Genomic DNA, 18302 nt, shown 5'->3' on the forward strand with positions numbered 1-18302 from the left:
TAAATTGTTATTTTATAAGCGAATTGACTTCGCAATGTTTAATTCTTACAACCAAGTTGTAAGTTCCTTACACATCATCGATTATCAATCTTATTCAGTTTTCAAAGATCTACCTTTTAATATCAAGCGTTGTCTCAATTGACAACTATTTAATATTACCAAATTATCAACACTGTGTCAATAACTTTTTTTATTTATTTCGTTGATGAATGTTTTCACATCAACGTTTGTCGCTCATCGACAACAATAAATATTATGCCATCTTGTTAACGTAAAGTCAACAGTTTTTTTATTGATTTTTTAACGTTTTAACGAGGTTTTTGACCGCCTCATCAACAGCAATATTTATATTATCAAAATATCGACACCGCGTCAACATTAATTTAAAAATAAAAAGGACGACTTTTAAAGTCGTCCTTTTGTTTTGAAACTATTTTAATTCAGGTGCGTCTGTCTTGTATAAGTTCAAAGTATCTTTCTTCTTCAACTTATTCAATAGATCAGTCTTCTTCTTTTTATCCATTTCCTTAAGAAGCTTCATTCCGTCAGCGTACTTGTAACTGTATGACTTCTTATCTACCTTCTTGAAGTCCTTAGGGTTGTAGAAACGTAGTAAGTCACCTAGCACTACCTTATCTGACAGAGATAGTTCAGTTGTAACGTGGTTTTGCATCTTCTTGATTTCAGCAGCTTGCTTCTTGTTTGGTGTAATTTGTTTACCAGTCTTAGTTAGGTATACACTTCCACCTACTACTGTGTATTCTGGAGATACAAAGTCTCCGTTTCTGAATGCAACAACTTGGTTTCTCTTCTTAGATAACAAGTCATTACCGAATTGGATAGTATTATCATCCTTTACCCCTAATAGATGTAATAGTGTTGGTAATACGTCAATTTCTCCACCGTAAGTGTGGTCAATTCCACCCTTTAGTCCGTCCATGTGAATCATGAATGGAACCTTTTGGAATTGCGCTAAGTCGAAGCTGTTAATAGACTTCTTGTGTAGTAATTGAGCAATAGCTGGTCTATGGTTGTTTGAAATACCATAGTGGTCACCATATAGCACAATCATACTGTTCTTCATTAAACCTGTCTTAGTTAGGTAATTCATAAATTCACCAAAGGCTTGGTCTAAGTAGTGAGCAGTTTGTACATATGGATCAACAGTATTGTCACCAGTCTTAGTTGCTGGGAATGATACGTTTTGCTTATCCAATTCATATGGATAGTGGTTAGTTAATGTAATTAGTTTTGCATAGAATGGTTGTGGTAATTGTTGGATGTATTGTGCAGCATCCTTGAAGAAGATCTTATCCTTCAAACCATAACCAACACTGTATGATGGTTTTTCAGTGTAGTAGTTTGAATCAAAGAAGTATTGGTATCCCCATGACTTGTATGCATTATCTCTATTCCAGAAACTAGGCACATCCCCATGGAATGCAGCAGTACTGTAACCCTTTTGAGCTAAAATAGCTGGAGCAGCTTGGTATGTGTTTTGAGTACCATAAGTAACCATTGCTGATCCTTCTGGTAGACCGAATAGTGAGTTTTCTAACATCATTTCAGCATCAGAGGTCTTACCTTGTGCTACTTGGTGGTAGAAGTTATCAAATGATAATGTATTTTGGTTATGGTAGAACTTGTTTAGGTTTGGAGTTACTTCCTTACCGTCAACTTTGTAATCAATTAAGAATTGTTGGAAACTTTCCAAATGAATGATAAAGACATTCTTACCCTTAGCCTTACCGTAGTATTCAATATTAGACTTACTACGATTATGCTTTAGATATGTAAGGACACTATTTAAATCAGATGGTTTAGCTTCAGCTCTAGTTTCACTTTCCTTGTGAGTTTGATATGCATTAAATGCTGCATATTCATTTAAACCAAGGTACTTAACAATGTAGTTGTTATCAAAAGTTCTTGTTAATAGACCTGATCTATCTGCATTAGATACACCAAATTCAGCAAACATCAATACTAAGGATAAGATGGTAATTGCAAAGGCATTTCTCTTCTTAAATGGAGCATGGTCAACCTTAATTACTCTGAATAGTAGTAATAAAATCAATACAATGATATCGATAAATACGAAGAAATCTAATGGATGTAAGATTTCAGCTAAACTCTTACCAAGGTTGTTTTGAACAGTACCTGAACCCTTAATGATTCCAAATGATAGGAAGTCAGAGAATTCACGGTAGTATAAAACGTTGGCAAAAATCCAAATTGATTCGATTAAATCAATGATAATCATTAGCCAGTATGCTAGCTTACCTCTAAAGTACAAAGCAATCCCAAAGATTAGTAATGCAGCTGGTAGTGGGTTAACAGCCAATAGGAATTGTTGAATACCACCCTTTGCACCTAAGGTAAAATCAATACGGTATGAAATATATGTTTTTAACCAGAATAAGGCCACAATTAATACAAAAAAGCCAAATTTTGTATTAAAGAACCTTCTGGTGTTCTTAATATGACTAGACATTTCTATGCCTCCAAAATAAAAAATATAAAGTGTTAGTAAATTTACTTATCAATCTTATTGGGACGAATAAAGAATGCTACCGCCCCTAAAATCATTCCTAAGTAATAAGTTATCAAGCGCCAAGCAATTAACGCGAGAATTAACTTCGTGTTATTGGTGATAAAACTCTTGAACAGTGTTTCAAAACTGTACTCTGCTCCCCCAGCTCCTCCTGGAATTGGGAATAGTGAGATTATCATAAAGATTAATACGTGTAAGCTAACAATCATGATGATGTTAACTTGATCAAATCCTAATGCCAAGATGATGAAGTATGGAATTAGGTAGTAGAAAGCTAGTTGGAAGAAAGTAATAACAATAATCTTTAACATTAGCTTCCATTGTTTAGCGATTCTGATGCTTTCCATATGGAATGTATCTATTTTGTTGTCTAACATCTCTTTGAATGAAAGATACTTTTCATCCTTCATAAAGATTTTAAGTGGTTTTACCAAATTATCAACCAGTTTCTTAGTAAATGTATACCAATACATGATTAATAACAAGGCGACAATTACAAATAGGTGAACGAAGAAGCCGAACAGTACCAGCCAAGCCAGATAGTGTAGCTTTTCTTCCACATATTGGAACCCGACAATAAGACTCAAAATGAAATTAATCACTATCATGGTTTGAAAGACAACAAACTTCATCAATAACGTTGAACCGGCCTTACCAGCATCCACGCCCGTTTGAACCATTACATATAGTTGACCTGGTTGTCCACCTGATGAGAATGGTGTGATTCCGTTGAATAGTTGTTCTACCAATGGGACTCTAATTGCATCCCACCAAGTAAAGTGATCAACTTGGGTATCAACGATTGTCTTAGTAACCACCGCTTCTAGTCCTAGGTATAGCAACATACATAGGAAGGCAACGGCAATCCACCACCAATTAATAGTAAAAAAATCTGCAATCAATACATCCATATTGATATCTCTGATGAAATACCAAAAAATCAGTATTCCAATTAGAAACATCATAAAGAACGTTATTACATTTCTCTTCGACATTACTATCCCTCTTTTATCTGACCTTTATAGAATTTATGCCAAATTGAAGCTAGATGATCTTCTGAATAGTAATCAGATGCAGCTAGTGCTTTATCAGACAATTCTTTTAGTTCATCTCGATTATCAATTAAGCGATGTAAACTATCATTCATTTCTTCAAAAGTAGTAAACGGTTCATAGTAACCACTGATGATTTCTTTATATAAATCTAAACTTCTAAGCATTACTGGAGTTCCACAGGAGAATGCTTCCAGTACTGACATTGGGAACAATTCGTTAAATGATGGTAGTAAGAATAAATCAGCAACGTTGTAGTATTGAACTAATTTATCACGATCCACAATTCCTGGGAATTTTAGGTTTGCGGGGGGATTATCTACCAATAGTTTTAAGTTCTTGTATCCATCAGTAATTTTACCAAATGAAAAACCACCTGCCCAAATAAATTCGACATTTGGGTTTTCTTCTGCTAGTTTGGCAAAATCAAGGATTCCCTTTCTAGTTTGCACCTGACCAGTTCCTACTACTACGAATTTATCTTTATCAATACCAAGTTCTTTTCGAGCAGCAAGCTTTTCGTCTTCGGTGAAAGGATAGAATTCCTTTTTGCTAACGAAGTTTGGAATGTAAGTAATTTTATCACGATTAATCCCATATGCTTCCAACTTAGGTATAAAAGTTGGATTAACTACTACAATATGTTCCATTCGTTTGTAAAACGCAATTACATACTTATAAAAAATCCATTTGATTGGCTTGGGTAGACTCAAGCTTCCTTCCAGTGTTTCTGGTAGAAAGTGTACGTACCCAATTCTTCTTCCACGTTTCTTTTGGAAAGTAGAGAAGTAATATCTTAGATTAATTGTATGGTAGTGAGTAATATCAGATTTCTTTGGATCATTGATTTCAATGTCAAACTCATCTGAAAAACGCTTTTCCATTAATTTAATTAACTCTAGATAGGCACTACCAACTCCTTGTCCCTTTACCTTGTCGGCAGTTGAAAACATATCTATTTTTATCATAAATCCTCCTAGTCGCTTATCCCATTATCATCGCTAAATTCTTTGTTGAAATCTAATTGGGCACTCTTATAAAAGGCCACAATTCGATTGGCAAAGTTTTCAGATGATATTTCATGTAACTTAGTTCGTCTAAGTTCTTCCTTTGATTGATCTGGTTTAGCTTTAGTTTGATTCAAGTATTCCAACACGCTTGAAACATAGCCATCTTTATTTGAGAAGGTCATCCCTAATGCCTTATCACTTAATAGGTCCTCAGTATATGGACTTGATGCAACCACTACCTTCACTCCGGCAGCCATTGCTTCAATATAAGTTAAACCTTGTGATTCAGAATTAGATGTCGATACAAACAAGTCGGCATCTCGGTAATATTTATATACCTCATCGTTGTTAATTTCACCAACAAATTTAACGTTGGCATTTAGCTTCATGTCATCGACTTGTTTTTTCAAGTCATCTCCGGCTGGACCATCTCCCACAATTACTAATTGGGTTAATGGTTTGTCAGCCAAGATTGTTGGCATGCAGTTAATTAATTCTTTGATGTTTTTTTCGTAAGCCAAACGACTCACTGATAATAACACAGGAGCGTCTTCATCGACCCCTAAATATTTACGTAAATCAAAATCAGATTGAGTCGCAAATTTATTGATATTAATTCCGGTTGGGATAATCCTAATCGGACTCTTTACCCCGTATCTAACTAATGTATCTAGTACTTTTTTACTTGGCGCCACTACCCCTGACATGTTGTGACAAAATGCTAAGGTTGCATCTTTAACATGTACCGGTCTTAATAGCTTACCCTTGGCTACGTAATGTAAGTAGTCTTCATACATTGTGTGATAAGTATGTACACATGGGATTCTTAAGAACTTCGCCACGAACTTACCGATAATTCCCATTGAGAACTCAGTCTGTGTATGAATAATGTCCAAGTTAAGTTTCTTAGCAATTTGATAAGCTTGAATCATTCCCCTTACCGCGATTCTGCGGTCAGTAAAAGAAATAAAGGGGATACTGGAAAATCTAAAAATATTCTTTTCGTATGTGGCCTTATCAACGTGAGGATCAGTTGTAGTAAAGATATACACCTGATGACCATCTTTTTCCAATTGATCTTTTAATGTCTTAATGGATGTGGCAACCCCACTGACCTGTGGAAAATAAGTATCCGTAAAAATTCCAATATTCATAGTAGCACCTCCTTTTCTTTTATTATTAATTATTTGTAATTATATTGTTTTGCTGTTTGCATTGCAAACTCATGTGAATGCCATAATTCCCTATTTTAATAAAAAAAACGAGCCAGAACAATTCTATCGAAGTAGTTGTTTCCATATTCGTTCAATAATGACAATGAACTATTATGACAACCAAACATAAAATATTTCTGACTCATTATTTTAATAGACGTACCATATATAACTTGTAATTAATCAGTTAATCCTTCATCTTTGAATGACTTTGCAATTGCTTCAATTGCGTCTTTTTCATCAGGACCATCAGCAATAACAGTTACTTCGGCGTTTTGACCAACACCTAATGACATAACACCCATGATTGACTTTAAGTCAACAGTGTTGCCAAGGTATTCTAGTTTTAATTCTGATTTGAATTTAGTAGCAGTTTGAACTAAAAGTGTTGCAGGACGAGCATGGATTCCAGTTTCAGAAACAACTTTAAATTGACGTTTTTCCATTTTGAAAATCTCCTTTTATTCTTATACTAATTTTAGAATATCAATTAATGTGATAAAACTCAACATTTTTAACTATTGGTACCACTATCAGATAGGTAAGTATACGTAATTACACCGTTCTGATCGGCCTTCCCTATCACGCGCTTTCTGGTATCAAAGTTCATATATGAAACTTGAAACTCAGCGAACTCGTCGGGTTTGACTACCAATTCTTTGATTTTGTTGTCTTTTAGGTCATTTAATAATTCAGTATAATTCTTATCTGCGATAATTATATTCCCTCTTTCAATATATATTATATACGATTGCTACTAATTAAAACATATCATAATTAAAAAATATGAAAAAAATAGCCATTATTTTAATCTAATCAAATTGCTTGCACTAAATTTACGATGAGTTATAATATTTTTACAAATGGTCAGTAAAGGTCAAAATAATCTTTAACCATTTAGTTGTTTTCAGAAAGGAGCAGTCGTATGAAATGTGAAAACTGCCATATAAATGAGGCAACCATTCATTTACTCGTCAATTTCAATGGCGAAAAAAGACATATTGATATTTGTCAGGACTGTTACCAAAAATTGAGTCAGCAATCCGAACAATATCGTAATAACGGAGGTGTTGATATGATGAATGATCCATTTGGTTTTAGTAGCTTAGATGACTTATTTAACGCGATGAATCAAAGCAATCAAAATTCTATCCGCCGTCCTGAGAATAATCAGCAAAAAAATAACAATAACAACAATTCCAACTCTGTGTTAGCAAAGTATGGATATGATTTAACCGACTTAGCAAAAAAGAACAAGATTGATCCTGTTATCGGTCGTGATAAGGAAATCGATCGTGTGATTGAAATCCTAAACAGAAGAACCAAGAATAACCCTGTTCTAATTGGTGAAGCCGGTGTTGGTAAGACTGCTGTGGTCGAAGGACTAGCACTAAAGATTGCTCATCATGACGTTCCAGATAAGTTAAAGAACAAACGTGTCATCAGATTAGATGTTGTATCCATTGTTCAAGGAACATCTATGCGTGGTCAATTCGAACAAAGAATGCAAGAACTAATCAAGGAAGTTCAATCCAACAAGAACATCATTTTATTCATTGATGAAATTCATGAAATTATGGGTGCTGGTAATGCCGACGGTGCCATGGATGCAGGAAACGTTTTAAAGCCTGCTTTAGCTCGTGGTAGTTTCCAATTAATTGGTGCTACTACCTTAAATGAATATCGTGGTATCGAAAAGGATTCAGCACTTGCTCGTCGTTTCCAAACTGTCCAAGTTGATGAACCTTCATTAAAACAAGCACTTCATATCTTAAACGGTATCAAGGGGCGTTACGAAAAGTATCACCACGTTAAATACAGTGATGATGCCATCAAGGCTGCGGTTTACCTATCAAACCGTTACATCCAAGATCGTTTCTTGCCAGATAAGGCCATCGACTTAATCGATGAAGCTGGTTCTAAACTTAATATCAAATCAGACGTTAAGTCACCTGACGATTTAAAGGAAGAACTAAGCAAGTGCGAAAGCGAAAAAAAGGATGCCCTACAAAAGGAGGACTATGAAAAAGCCGCCTTCTATCGTGATAAGATTGAAGAACTTAACTACAAGTTAAAGGACTTCGACGAATCCGATAATACCTACCCTACTGTATCTACGAAGGATATCGAAGGAATTATCGAATCAGTCACCAAGATTCCTGTTGGGCAATTGCAAGAACAAGAACAGGATAATTTAAAGGACTTAGACAAGAAACTTGCTGGTAGCGTGATTGGACAAAATCAAGCAATCGAAAAGGTTGCTCGCGCTATCAAACGTAATCGAATTGGTTTCAACGGAACCGGTCGTCCAATCGGATCATTCCTATTTGTAGGAACTACCGGAATTGGTAAGACTGAACTTGCAAAGCAATTATCTAAGCAACTATTCGGTTCCAAGGAAGCAATGATTAGATTCGACATGTCCGAATACCGTGAACCACATTCAATTTCCAAACTAATCGGTTCTCCTCCTGGCTACGTTGGTTACGATGAAGCCGGTCAATTAACCGAAAAGGTAAGAAGAAATCCTTACAGTCTAATTCTTTTCGATGAAATTGAAAAGGCTCACCCAGACGTTTTACACGCCTTTCTCCAAATCCTAGACGATGGTCGTTTGACCGACTCTAAGGGAAGAACCGTATCATTCAAGGATACTGTCATCATCATGACAAGTAACGCCGGTACCGGTGCTTCCACTGCTAGTGTTGGTTTTGGTGCCGAAGCTAATAACAAGACTCATTCGGTATTGAATAAGTTAGGTGATTACTTCAAACCAGAGTTCCTAAACAGATTCGATGATATCGTCGAATTTAACCAACTAAGCAAGGATGACTTGAAGAAGATTGTCAGCTTGATGCTAGACAACGTTAACAAGATGCTTGAAAACCGTGGTATCACCATCGATGTTTCTGATGCTGCCAAGGATAAACTAGTCGAAAAAGGTTACAACCCAGAAATGGGTGCGCGTCCACTTCGCCGTGTAATCCAAGAAGAAGTTGAAGATAAGGTCGCTGACTATTATCTAAACAACCCAAGTAGCAAACACCTAAGCGTTGAGGTCAACGATGAAAACAAAGTATTCGTTAACGCAAAATAATTGAACAGATATAAAAAACAGCTAAGACTTATTCTTAGCTGTTTTTTTAACTTTTTTTGTACTATCATATGTTAATATGGTTATTAGAGAGGAGGAAAAGGTATGTTTCATTTTATTCATGACATCATTCGTTTGTTTAAACCCAAACGTCAACCAGATGAACAACAAGCAAATGACTTCACAGATTTCACAACGCAAACCGTTGATGAACCCGTAGAAGCCCATGCCGATAATATTGAAAAAAACCCTTCTCCTTCTCCTAAACCAAGGGCAAAGATGACTATCTACTATGTAGATGAAGATGGTCACTATCTTCACGAGTTCAACGTAATCCACGGGTTCGTCGGTGATCCAGTCAGTTTCATCATCCCCGATTTTGATCACTATGTTTTATTCAAAATAATGGGTGTTTCCACCTACATGCAAAAAGAAGATAACCAAGTCACCCTTCAATATAACCGATTGAATGGAAAACCAGTTAATATTTTCTTCATTAACTATGATACATATTCAATGATTCGTCTTCCTCAAATGGCAATCGGTAAATATAACAACGAATTTCAAATTAACATCCCAGAACTATCTGGTTTTAAACTAATCAACTATTCAGGCGATTCAAATGGTATCTTTGATGACTATATGAAGCATTTAATCATCTACTACCGTCGAAATGATTGGCACAGCGTCCAAAAGGACACTTTCTACATTCGTTTAAGAGAATACACCAGAGTCTACAGTGATACTAATGGTGATGTGCTTCACGTCTTATTACCAAAGAAAAGTATTTGGAAGGTATTCTATCAAGTCACCACTGACGACGCTCTGTGGTTAAACATCGGGCCAAACCAATGGATTGTCGATAGAAACTTCTACAGAATGCAATATCCATTCGCAAAAGAGTTAACCAACACAGATTCTTGGAAAATTAAAAAGGTGCACTACACTGCAACGATTGAAAATGATAACCACCAGAGCGTGGCTGTTTACAACTTCCCTTACGGTAGCTGTATCGGATTCTTGCACAATGGTAATTCCTTCTTCGTTACCCAGGAAATTGTTGATCAAAACAATGTCCAATGGGTCGAAATTAATAATCTTCACTACATCGTTTCCGATGACGTAAAAAAGAGCTTAGATAATATCTAAGCTCTTTTTGTTTTATAGTTTTGAAGTAAGTTCTACATCAGGATACTTTTCCTTAAACCAACGTTCAGCAAATGAGTTTTCGAATAAGAACAATGGATCACCATGACCATCTTTTACCAAGATGTTTCTAGATGAAGACATCTTTTCGTCTAATTGGTCTGGGTTAATCCAACGAGCAGTCTTGCTACCCATTGGTTCCATTACAACTTCAGAATTGTATTCGTTTTGCATTCTGAATTGGAAAACTTCGAATTGAAGTTGACCCACGGCACCTAGGATGTAGTCACCGGTAGTGTAAGATGTGTAAAGTTGAACCGCACCTTCTTGAACTAGTTGTTGGATTCCCTTGTGGAATGATTTTTGTTTCATAACATTCTTAGCAGAAACCTTCATGAATAGTTCAGGTGTAAATTGAGGTAACTTGGTGAACTTAACATCACGTTTATCAGAGTAAATGGTATCACCGATTTGGAAGTTACCAGTATCATATAAACCAATGATGTCACCAGCTACGGCATTTTCAACGTTTTCACGAGTGTTAGCCATGAACTCAGTCACGTTAGATAGACGTAGTTTCTTTTGGTTTCTTTCCAAAGTAACGTCCATACCACGTTCAAACATTCCAGAACATACACGCACGAATGCAATACGGTCTCTATGCTTAGGATTCATGTTAGCTTGAATCTTAAAGATGAAACCAGTGAATTGTTCATCTTCAGGTTCTACTTCAACGTCGTTTTCAGTTTCGTGTTCACCTGGTTTTGGCGCAAAGTTTAGATATGCATCTAAGAAAGTCTTTACCCCAAAGTTAACCAAAGCTGAACCGAAGAATACGGGAGTTTGTTCACCATTCTTAATCTTTTCTTCGTCGAATGGATTACCCGCTTCAGTGATTAGATCCATGCTTTCTTTAGCATCTTGGTAAACACTGTCATCAGCTAACTTGTTGTCTTCTAACAAGTTACCGTCTTCATCCAATGGTAAGTATGGATTGTTTTCATCTTCTGGACGGTATAGTTCGACACGTTTGTTGTATCGATCGTATAGTCCTCTTAGAATTTTTCCAGAACCGATTGGCCAGTTCATTGGGTATCCTTCGATTCCCAAGACATCTTCTAGTTGACTGATTAATTCCATTGGGTCTCGACTATCACGGTCAAGTTTGTTCATGAAAGTAAAGATTGGAATTCCACGCATCTTACAAATTTGGAATAATTTCTTAGTTTGTGGTTCAATCCCTTTGGCAGCATCAATAACCATGACTGCAGAGTCAACGGCCATCAAAGTACGGTAAGTATCTTCTGAGAAATCTTGGTGCCCTGGGGTATCCAAGATGTTGATACGCTTACCAGCGTAATCAAATTGCATCACTGAACTAGTAACGGAAATTCCACGTTTCTTTTCAATTTCCATCCAGTCAGACTTTGCAAAGTTACCTGACTTCTTAGCCTTAACAGTACCGGCTTCACGCACAATTCCACCAAACAATAGTAATTGTTCAGTAATTGTAGTCTTACCAGCATCCGGGTGAGAGATGATGGCAAAAGTACGACGTTTATCAACGCTTTGCTCTATTTTTTTATTACCCATTATTCGAATCCTTCCGTTTTATAATATATAAATACAATTGTAACATATTAAAACAATCTTCCATATGTGAATTAAAAAACATCCCCGATTAAATCGAGGATGTCTTTTTTATTTCTTCCAATCGTCTTCGTCAGTAAGACCTAAGTCTTTCTTGATCTTAGAAGTTGAAATACCTTCAGTTCTTGGTAGGTAAACGACTTTACAGTAGTCCTTTAGGAAGTCGAACTTGCCTTCCCAATCATCTCCCATAACGAAGATGTCGATGTTGTTATCAACAACGTCTTTAATCTTTTGGTCCCAGTTGTTTTCTGGAATCACGTGATCAACGTAACGAATAGCTTCTAAAACATACTTTCTGTCTTCGTATGAAGTGTAAGCCTTCTTACCCTTTTCAGCGTTAAATTCGTCGGTAGAAACACAAACTGTTAAGTCGTCCCCTAATTCCTTGGCACGTTTTAATAAACGAACATGACCCTTGTGTAGTAGGTCAAATGTTCCATAAGTAATTACTTTTGTCATATTATCTCCTGCTTTGTCTCTCTTTGTTTTTGCTAACTCATTTGTGTGATTGTTCAATCATCCAAATACTGTAGATGTATTGCACGACCACTTTCACAACGGCATATAGTGGAATTGCTAGAATCATTCCCATTAAACCAGCAATATTTCCGGCAGCCATTAAGATAATTATAATGGTAAGTGGATGAATATTCAAAGACTTTCCGATTACATTTGGATAAACCAAGTTACCGTCTAGTTGTTGAACAATGATTACCACGATTACCACCCATACTAATTCACTGATACTGGTAGAAAGTGCAACGAATACTGATGGCATAATTCCAATGTATGGACCAACGTATGGAATAATGTTACAGATTCCGGCAAACACCCCTAGTAGTAGTGCATACTTTTGGCCGATTAGAACGTATCCGATGGATGTAAATACACCAACGAATAAACATTCAATCATTTGACCACCAATGTAATGAGAAATGGTGTCACTCATCTTGCCTAATAGTTTGATGGTTCTACGACGACTTCTTGGTGGTAGCATCTTAGCGATGTTTGGAATCATCTTGTGACCATCTTTTAACATGTAGAACAGTACCACTGGAACGGTAATCATCACAATCACGGCTGAAGCAGCGGTTGAAATAATTGATCCGACACTAGAAGTAATTCCACCTAAGCTGTGTTGGAAGTAGTTGTAAACGTAATTTTGTAAAGAAGAAATGTATTCAGATGAATAGAATTTCTTAAAGATACCCTTTTGACTGTGCACTTCCACATAGTGGTTAATGTCGTCTGCAATCTTTGGTAGGTTCGTAACCAGGTTGGTTACCTGGGTTACCAAACGTGGTAGAAATGATGAAAATACATATACGATTATTCCAATTAGAAATATGTATACAATCAAAATTGCCCAGTTACGGGAAATTCTTTTGGTTTTACTAATTTTGATTTTCATTAATAGGTTAACCACTGGGTTTAACATGTAGAACAATACCCCAGCGATTAGGATTGGCATGAATACTGCTGAGATAAACATCCCAATTGGGCTGAAAATAAACTCAAGTTTTGTACATATCCAGATAATGCTTACGACCAGTAGCAACTCCACTGTCCATAGTACTATCGAGGAATTTTTAATTTTATTAAACATATTCGAAACCTCCAATAACCATTATACCATTTTATTCATCCATATTTTTATCATCTATGAATGAATTGATATCATCCATATCAAAACCTTTACGGTAAAGTGCTTGCTTGGTCTTCATGACTCTTTGCATCCCATCGTACTTACGATTACGATGCCAAATCTTGTCACCTTGTTGTCTCAATAAGTCCATTTGGTCTTCTTCATCGACTTGAAAGTCCATGTCCTCCATAACGCTTAAAACAACGTCGGTTGGATAACCCTTCTTCATCAATGCTATTTTGGTTTTATCCAAACGGTTCTTATAAGCGTCACGTTTATGCTTTTTGAAAATTTTGTCGGCTTGAATTTGGCAGTTTTCAACCATTTCTTCGTGTGAATAGAAGTTATTCAAGGCGTTTTCAATCAAGTTTTCGTTGATTTGTTTTTCCTTTAGCTTATAAAAGACGTTGGATGGTCCCTTATCCTGCTTCTTTACTTCTGTTCGCACGTAACTGTCAGCGTAGCTTTGATCATTGACCAGTTTTAATTCAACTAGCTTTTGCATGACTGCAGCAATGTGTTGTTCGTTTTCACTATAGGTTTGCAGTTTCTTTACGACTTCGTTTTCAGTTCTTAATTGGTGGGATAAGAAGTTAATCGCCTTACTGTAAAGTTTTGAAATATCATCGGCATTGACTAGCTCTTCTTTTAGCTCGTCGTCGATTTCCATTCCCTTAAAGATACGATATTTAATCATTACGTTTTCACTGATTGGAAACGCGTATACCCCGTCTACATAAACATTAAAACGCCCTTTTCTTTTTTGGGCTTCAATCATGGTGATTTTAGATGCCATTACTCTCACTCCTTTATTTAACATCCCATTTTACATTTGGTATAATTAGTTATCAGATTGCGAAAGGACGTATATTACTTTGAAAGCACATGTAGTTTTTGCAACCATCACAGGTAACAACGAAGACGTCGCTGATATCGTTACTGAAGGCCTAGAAGATTTAGGCGCTGAAGTTACCCAAACCGAAATTTCACAAACAGATGCGCAAGATTTTGAAGATGCAGATATCTGTGTCGTTTGTGCATACACCTACAACGAAGGTCACCTTCCAGAAGAAGGATTAGACTTCTTCGACGACTTAGGTGACTTAGATCTTTCAAACAAGGTCTTTGGTGTTGCCGGTTCTGGTGATATCTTCTACGAAGAATTCTTCAATACTTCAGTTGATGACTTCATCAACCAATTCAAGAAGACTAACGCCACTCAAGGTTTTGAAGGTGTTAAAATCAACTTGGAACCAGATGAAGACGATATTGAAAAACTTGACGAATTTGCCTCAAGTTTAGTTGATACTTACAAAAAAATAAATGGTTAAAAAGAAAATCGTTGATGTTTATCAACGATTTTTTTGTTTTGCAATCTTATCTCTTCTTGTTTGGAATAAATGATTTGATGCTAGGCTTTCTACCCTTAATCTCGACGTTCTTCACATCTTGCACGGATGCATTAATGACAGCCCCTAAAATCAATATCATCCCAATAATGTATAACCAAAGCATTAAAATCACAAAGGTTCCCAATGCTTTATAGGCATCGACACTACGAGCGAAGTAGTGAAGATAAATGGAGAATCCTTTGGATAGACCAATCATACCGATTGTCACAATCAATGATCCCATCCAAACATAACGCCACTTGGTGTTTACGTTTGGCACGAAATAATACATCAATAGCACCAATAGGAATACCCCAATGATGGTCAATGGATATCTCAACAGGATAAATAGTCCCACATTCATCTTGGATAGTCCCATTAGGTAAGCTGAGTAGCTAATGATGACCTTTCCAAAACCAAAGAATAATAGAAAAATCCCTAACGATATTACCAACAATAGCATCCAAATAAACGAAACAATTCGATTCATCAGATTACTTTCGTTTTTTATTCCATACGATGAGTTAACCGCACGTTGAAACGCTGCTAAGGCTCGACTGGCTGACCATATGGCCACGATTAACCCGATTGACAACTTATCGGCATTGGCACCCTTCAAGGCGGAAATAACGATTGGACTAACTGTCTTGAAAACCGTTGATGGTAACAATGGTTCTAGATAGTCTAGGATTTCGTATTGGTTAACGTGTAACAATTCCAGTAGGTTTCCAACAATGATGGTCGCTGGAAATAGTGATAGCAAAGAATAAAAGGCAATCACAACTGCTGAATCGGATACGTTTGATTCTTTATAGTGCTTTTTTATGACTAGGAAGAAATGCTTCCATTTTCTAGCGGTGTCTTTATTAAGCTTCATTATGATCACCACTTAGTTTATTAGTAGCAAACACTTCTTTAATCGCTTCTAGGATTTGCTTAGAAGCAGTTCCATCCCCATATGGGTTCTTGGCAGTGGCCATCTTCTTGTATTCTTCTGTATCGTCTAGTAATTGGTCAATGCTTGCACTAATCTTTTTTGGATCAGTTCCCACAAGCTTAAGGGTTCCTGCATCGACTCCTTCTGGACGTTCGGTCGCTTCTCTTAGTACCAATACTGGTTTACCTAATGAAGGAGCTTCTTCTTGCACCCCACCTGAGTCAGTCATGATGAAGTGACTGCGCGCTGCCATGTTATGGAAATCAACCACATCCAATGGTTCGATTAAGTGCACGCGGTTCACCCCATCGAAAACGCTGTGAGCGACAGATTGAACTGCTGGGCTCAAGTGAACTGGATATACGACTTCGATATCCTTTCTGTTCAATACTTCGTTTTTGATTGTTTCAAATGTACGACGCATTGGTTCACCTTGGTTTTCACGACGGTGCATGGTTAATAGAATAATCTTGTGGGTCTTATCGATATCATCTAACACGCTGTGGTGATAGTTTCTATCAACGGTTTGTTTTAACGCATCAATTGCGGTGTTCCCCGTAATATAGATACGGTCTTCTTTTAGGTTTTGTTTTAATAAATTCTCTTTACTTAATTCAGTTGGTGCAAAGTACACATCAGAAAGAATGTCGGTCATTTGACGGTTCATTTCTTCAGGATATGGTGAGTACTTGTCCCAGGTTCTAAGGCCCGCTTCAACGTGACCCAGTGGAATTTGGTGATAAAATGCGCTGACAGCAGCGGCAAAAGTGGTTGTGGTATCACCATGCACCAAGATGATATCTGGTTTGGCTTCGTTAATAATACTGTCTAGTTTGTTAATGACAGTGGTTGTAATTGAACTTAATGTTTGTTGTGCTTTCATTACGTGTAAATTGTAATCAGCTTCAATATGGAAAATATCCATAACTTGATCTAGCATTTCTTTATGTTGGCCAGTCAAAACTGTGATGGGTTGAAACTCATCTAAATTATTTTTCATTTCTAGAATGATTGGAGCCATCTTAATAGCTTCTGGACGAGTTCCAAAGATGGTCATCACTTTAATCGGTTTTTTCAAGATTATGCCTCCACAAAAAAGTATATTTATCTAATTATAACAAAATAATGCCGCGGTTGCCGACCTAAATACATCTTAATAAAAATTTAGTGCTATCTATGAAAACCTTTTTGAAGTATTATGATAAAATATAAATAATTATGGATTAATGAAGGAGGTTACAATTATGGAAACTATTGGTTTAATTGTACCCTGTTATAATGAGGAACCTTCCATTAAAATCTTTTATGACGAAGTCGAACGTGTCTTCAGCGAAATGCACGCTAACCACGTTGACTACAATCATGAATACTGGTTTATTAATGATGGTTCTTCTGACAACACTTTAGAAGAAATTAAGAAGTTACGCGAAAACGATGAAAACGTTCATTACGTATCATTCTCACGTAACTTTGGTAAGGAATCTGCAATGTCAGCTGGATTAGAAAACGTTGGTGGTGACTATGTCGCCGTTATGGACGTGGACTTACAAGATCCACCTGCACTACTTCCTCAAATGATTAAGTACATAAAAGAAGACGATTACGACGTCGTTGGCTGTGTGCAAAAGAGTAGAAAACAAAACTTTGTGAGAGCTTTCCTATCTTCAAGTTTTTACAAGGTTATCAATAAAATGTCTGACGTTGAAATCAAACAAAACGTTAGAGATTACCGTCTAATGACTCGTCAATACGTTGACAATGTTTTGAAATTAACTGAATACAACCGTTTCACTAAGGGAATCTTTAGTTGGGTCGGTTTTAAAACTAAATACATCGAATACGATGGTGTTGAAAGAGCTGCCGGTGAATCGCACTGGTCTCTATACCAACTACTTGAATATTCATTGGAAGGAATCGTCGACTTCTCAGATGTCCCACTTAAAGTGGCAACCTGGGTTGGTGGTGTTTCATTCTTCCTATCATTGATTGGACTAATCTTTGTTATTTTAAGAGCTATTTTATTCGGCGGATCCGTATCTGGATGGCCATCACTAGTATCAATTATTCTATTAATCAACGGTGTTCAACTATTCTGTCTAGGAATCGTTGGTAACTACATCGGAAAGATTTACTTAGAAACAAAGCATCGTCCTAAATATATTGTGAAAGAGAAGAAATAATGAAAAATTTGTGGAATAAATACAAACAAGTAATTGCTTACTTGTTTTGGGGTGTATTAACCACTGTTATCGACATTGCCGTTGCATTAGTGCTTTATCACCTAGTACCAAACATGTATGTATTCTGGAACACATTTATCGCTTGGGTAGCCAGCGTATTATTCGCCTACTTCACCAACAGAAAATGGGTATTTGAATCAAAAGCAAGTACCGCAAAAGAATACATTTCCGAAATGATTTCGTTCTTCCTTGGCCGTGTGGCTTCATTAATTTTAGAAGAAATCATCCTAATGATTGGTGTTAACATCATCAGTCAAAATAACTTTGATTTGCTAAAAATCTTTGGTCAGATTGTTGTAATTGCCTTTAATTACTTCTGGTCCAAGTTCGTGGTTTTCGTTAACCACAAAGAAAAATAAAAAAAGCGAT

Annotated in this window: 16 protein-coding genes; 5 read left to right on the top strand and 11 right to left on the bottom strand. The window is 36.5% G+C overall.

Annotated features, from left to right (window positions below; all coding sequences use genetic code 11):
- Window positions 1-430 precede the first annotated feature (430 nt).
- The 5 genes from RZ78_RS04760 to RZ78_RS04780 all read right to left on the bottom strand — a co-directional run bounded on the left by RZ78_RS04760 (window position 431) and on the right by RZ78_RS04780 (window position 6273).
- Window positions 431-2491, bottom strand: coding sequence for an LTA synthase family protein (locus RZ78_RS04760; protein ID WP_054608292.1), 2061 nt, complete (start codon window positions 2489-2491; stop codon window positions 431-433).
- Window positions 2492-2532: 41 nt separating this feature from the next.
- The gene (locus RZ78_RS04765; RefSeq protein ID WP_054608293.1) at window positions 2533-3546 is read right to left on the bottom strand and encodes a lysylphosphatidylglycerol synthase transmembrane domain-containing protein; all 1014 of its coding nucleotides are present in this window, start codon (window positions 3544-3546) and stop codon (window positions 2533-2535) included.
- A 2-nt stretch (window positions 3547-3548) separates the two neighbouring features.
- Window positions 3549-4571 (bottom strand): glycosyltransferase family 4 protein, encoded by a 1023-nt coding sequence (locus RZ78_RS04770; protein WP_054605698.1) that lies wholly within the window; start codon window positions 4569-4571, stop codon window positions 3549-3551.
- Between the two features lie 8 nt (window positions 4572-4579).
- The gene (locus tag RZ78_RS04775) at window positions 4580-5767 is read right to left on the bottom strand and encodes a glycosyltransferase family 4 protein (RefSeq protein WP_054608294.1); all 1188 of its coding nucleotides are present in this window, start codon (window positions 5765-5767) and stop codon (window positions 4580-4582) included.
- A 239-nt stretch (window positions 5768-6006) separates the two neighbouring features.
- Window positions 6007-6273, bottom strand: coding sequence for a phosphocarrier protein HPr (locus tag RZ78_RS04780; protein ID WP_034531608.1), 267 nt, complete (start codon window positions 6271-6273; stop codon window positions 6007-6009).
- A 479-nt stretch (window positions 6274-6752) separates the two neighbouring features.
- On the opposite strand from RZ78_RS04780, the gene RZ78_RS04785 reads away from it, so the two are divergent.
- Together RZ78_RS04785 and RZ78_RS04790 are read left to right on the top strand one after the other, a co-directional pair.
- The gene (locus tag RZ78_RS04785) at window positions 6753-8924 is read left to right on the top strand and encodes an ATP-dependent Clp protease ATP-binding subunit (protein ID WP_054608295.1); all 2172 of its coding nucleotides are present in this window, start codon (window positions 6753-6755) and stop codon (window positions 8922-8924) included.
- A gap of 102 nt (window positions 8925-9026) precedes the next feature.
- The gene (locus RZ78_RS04790; protein WP_054608296.1) at window positions 9027-10070 is read left to right on the top strand and encodes a MucBP domain-containing protein; all 1044 of its coding nucleotides are present in this window, start codon (window positions 9027-9029) and stop codon (window positions 10068-10070) included.
- Window positions 10071-10082: 12 nt separating this feature from the next.
- On the opposite strand, the gene RZ78_RS04795 is transcribed toward RZ78_RS04790, so the two are convergent.
- The 4 genes from RZ78_RS04795 to recX form a co-directional block, all read right to left on the bottom strand.
- Entirely contained in the window at window positions 10083-11660 is a 1578-nt protein-coding gene (locus RZ78_RS04795) for a peptide chain release factor 3 (RefSeq protein WP_053791907.1), read from the bottom strand.
- 108 nt (window positions 11661-11768) lie between these two features.
- On the bottom strand, window positions 11769-12179 hold the full coding sequence (tagD, locus tag RZ78_RS04800) for a glycerol-3-phosphate cytidylyltransferase (protein ID WP_034531602.1): 411 nt from the start codon (window positions 12177-12179) through the stop codon (window positions 11769-11771).
- A 37-nt stretch (window positions 12180-12216) separates the two neighbouring features.
- Window positions 12217-13326 (bottom strand): AI-2E family transporter, encoded by a 1110-nt coding sequence (locus RZ78_RS04805; RefSeq protein ID WP_054608297.1) that lies wholly within the window; start codon window positions 13324-13326, stop codon window positions 12217-12219.
- Window positions 13327-13357: 31 nt separating this feature from the next.
- Window positions 13358-14161 (bottom strand): recombination regulator RecX, encoded by an 804-nt coding sequence (gene recX, locus RZ78_RS04810; RefSeq protein ID WP_054608298.1) that lies wholly within the window; start codon window positions 14159-14161, stop codon window positions 13358-13360.
- A 79-nt stretch (window positions 14162-14240) separates the two neighbouring features.
- Between recX and RZ78_RS04815 the strand changes: the two genes are divergently transcribed.
- On the top strand, window positions 14241-14696 hold the full coding sequence (locus tag RZ78_RS04815; protein ID WP_176589797.1) for a flavodoxin: 456 nt from the start codon (window positions 14241-14243) through the stop codon (window positions 14694-14696).
- Between the two features lie 46 nt (window positions 14697-14742).
- On the opposite strand, the gene RZ78_RS04820 is transcribed toward RZ78_RS04815, so the two are convergent.
- Entirely contained in the window at window positions 14743-15633 is an 891-nt protein-coding gene (locus RZ78_RS04820) for a YihY/virulence factor BrkB family protein (protein WP_054608299.1), read from the bottom strand.
- Entirely contained in the window at window positions 15623-16750 is a 1128-nt protein-coding gene (gene wecB, locus RZ78_RS04825; RefSeq protein ID WP_054608361.1) for a non-hydrolyzing UDP-N-acetylglucosamine 2-epimerase, read from the bottom strand. The genes RZ78_RS04820 and wecB overlap by 11 nt, the downstream gene beginning before the upstream one ends.
- Window positions 16751-16937: 187 nt before the next feature.
- On the opposite strand from wecB, the gene RZ78_RS04830 reads away from it, so the two are divergent.
- The gene (locus RZ78_RS04830; protein WP_034531593.1) at window positions 16938-17873 is read left to right on the top strand and encodes a glycosyltransferase family 2 protein; all 936 of its coding nucleotides are present in this window, start codon (window positions 16938-16940) and stop codon (window positions 17871-17873) included.
- Window positions 17873-18292, top strand: coding sequence for a GtrA family protein (locus RZ78_RS04835; protein WP_081006912.1), 420 nt, complete (start codon window positions 17873-17875; stop codon window positions 18290-18292). The genes RZ78_RS04830 and RZ78_RS04835 overlap by 1 nt, the downstream gene beginning before the upstream one ends.
- Window positions 18293-18302 lie beyond the last annotated feature (10 nt).

Origin of the sequence: Apilactobacillus kunkeei (assembly GCF_001308195.1) — a bacterium.
GTDB classification, from domain to species: Bacteria; Bacillota; Bacilli; order Lactobacillales; family Lactobacillaceae; genus Apilactobacillus; species Apilactobacillus kunkeei_C.

What these genes read in the sequence shown, in the direction of transcription:
- RZ78_RS04765 (WP_054608293.1), bottom strand. Translation starts at nt 3,546, where the DNA reads ATGTCGAAGAGAAATGTAATAACGTTCTTTATGATGTTTCTAATTGGA.
- RZ78_RS04805 (WP_054608297.1), bottom strand. Translation starts at nt 13,326, where the DNA reads ATGTTTAATAAAATTAAAAATTCCTCGATAGTACTATGGACAGTGGAG.
- RZ78_RS04835 (WP_081006912.1), top strand. Translation starts at nt 17,873, where the DNA reads ATGAAAAATTTGTGGAATAAATACAAACAAGTAATTGCTTACTTGTTT.
- RZ78_RS04830 (WP_034531593.1), top strand. Translation starts at nt 16,938, where the DNA reads ATGGAAACTATTGGTTTAATTGTACCCTGTTATAATGAGGAACCTTCC.
- RZ78_RS04780 (WP_034531608.1), bottom strand. Translation starts at nt 6,273, where the DNA reads ATGGAAAAACGTCAATTTAAAGTTGTTTCTGAAACTGGAATCCATGCT.
- RZ78_RS04785 (WP_054608295.1), top strand. Translation starts at nt 6,753, where the DNA reads ATGAAATGTGAAAACTGCCATATAAATGAGGCAACCATTCATTTACTC.
- RZ78_RS04820 (WP_054608299.1), bottom strand. Translation starts at nt 15,633, where the DNA reads ATGAAGCTTAATAAAGACACCGCTAGAAAATGGAAGCATTTCTTCCTA.
- recX (WP_054608298.1), bottom strand. Translation starts at nt 14,161, where the DNA reads ATGGCATCTAAAATCACCATGATTGAAGCCCAAAAAAGAAAAGGGCGT.
- RZ78_RS04775 (WP_054608294.1), bottom strand. Translation starts at nt 5,767, where the DNA reads ATGAATATTGGAATTTTTACGGATACTTATTTTCCACAGGTCAGTGGG.
- RZ78_RS04770 (WP_054605698.1), bottom strand. Translation starts at nt 4,571, where the DNA reads ATGATAAAAATAGATATGTTTTCAACTGCCGACAAGGTAAAGGGACAA.
- RZ78_RS04790 (WP_054608296.1), top strand. Translation starts at nt 9,027, where the DNA reads ATGTTTCATTTTATTCATGACATCATTCGTTTGTTTAAACCCAAACGT.
- RZ78_RS04760 (WP_054608292.1), bottom strand. Translation starts at nt 2,491, where the DNA reads ATGTCTAGTCATATTAAGAACACCAGAAGGTTCTTTAATACAAAATTT.
- RZ78_RS04795 (WP_053791907.1), bottom strand. Translation starts at nt 11,660, where the DNA reads ATGGGTAATAAAAAAATAGAGCAAAGCGTTGATAAACGTCGTACTTTT.
- wecB (WP_054608361.1), bottom strand. Translation starts at nt 16,750, where the DNA reads ATGACCATCTTTGGAACTCGTCCAGAAGCTATTAAGATGGCTCCAATC.
- tagD (WP_034531602.1), bottom strand. Translation starts at nt 12,179, where the DNA reads ATGACAAAAGTAATTACTTATGGAACATTTGACCTACTACACAAGGGT.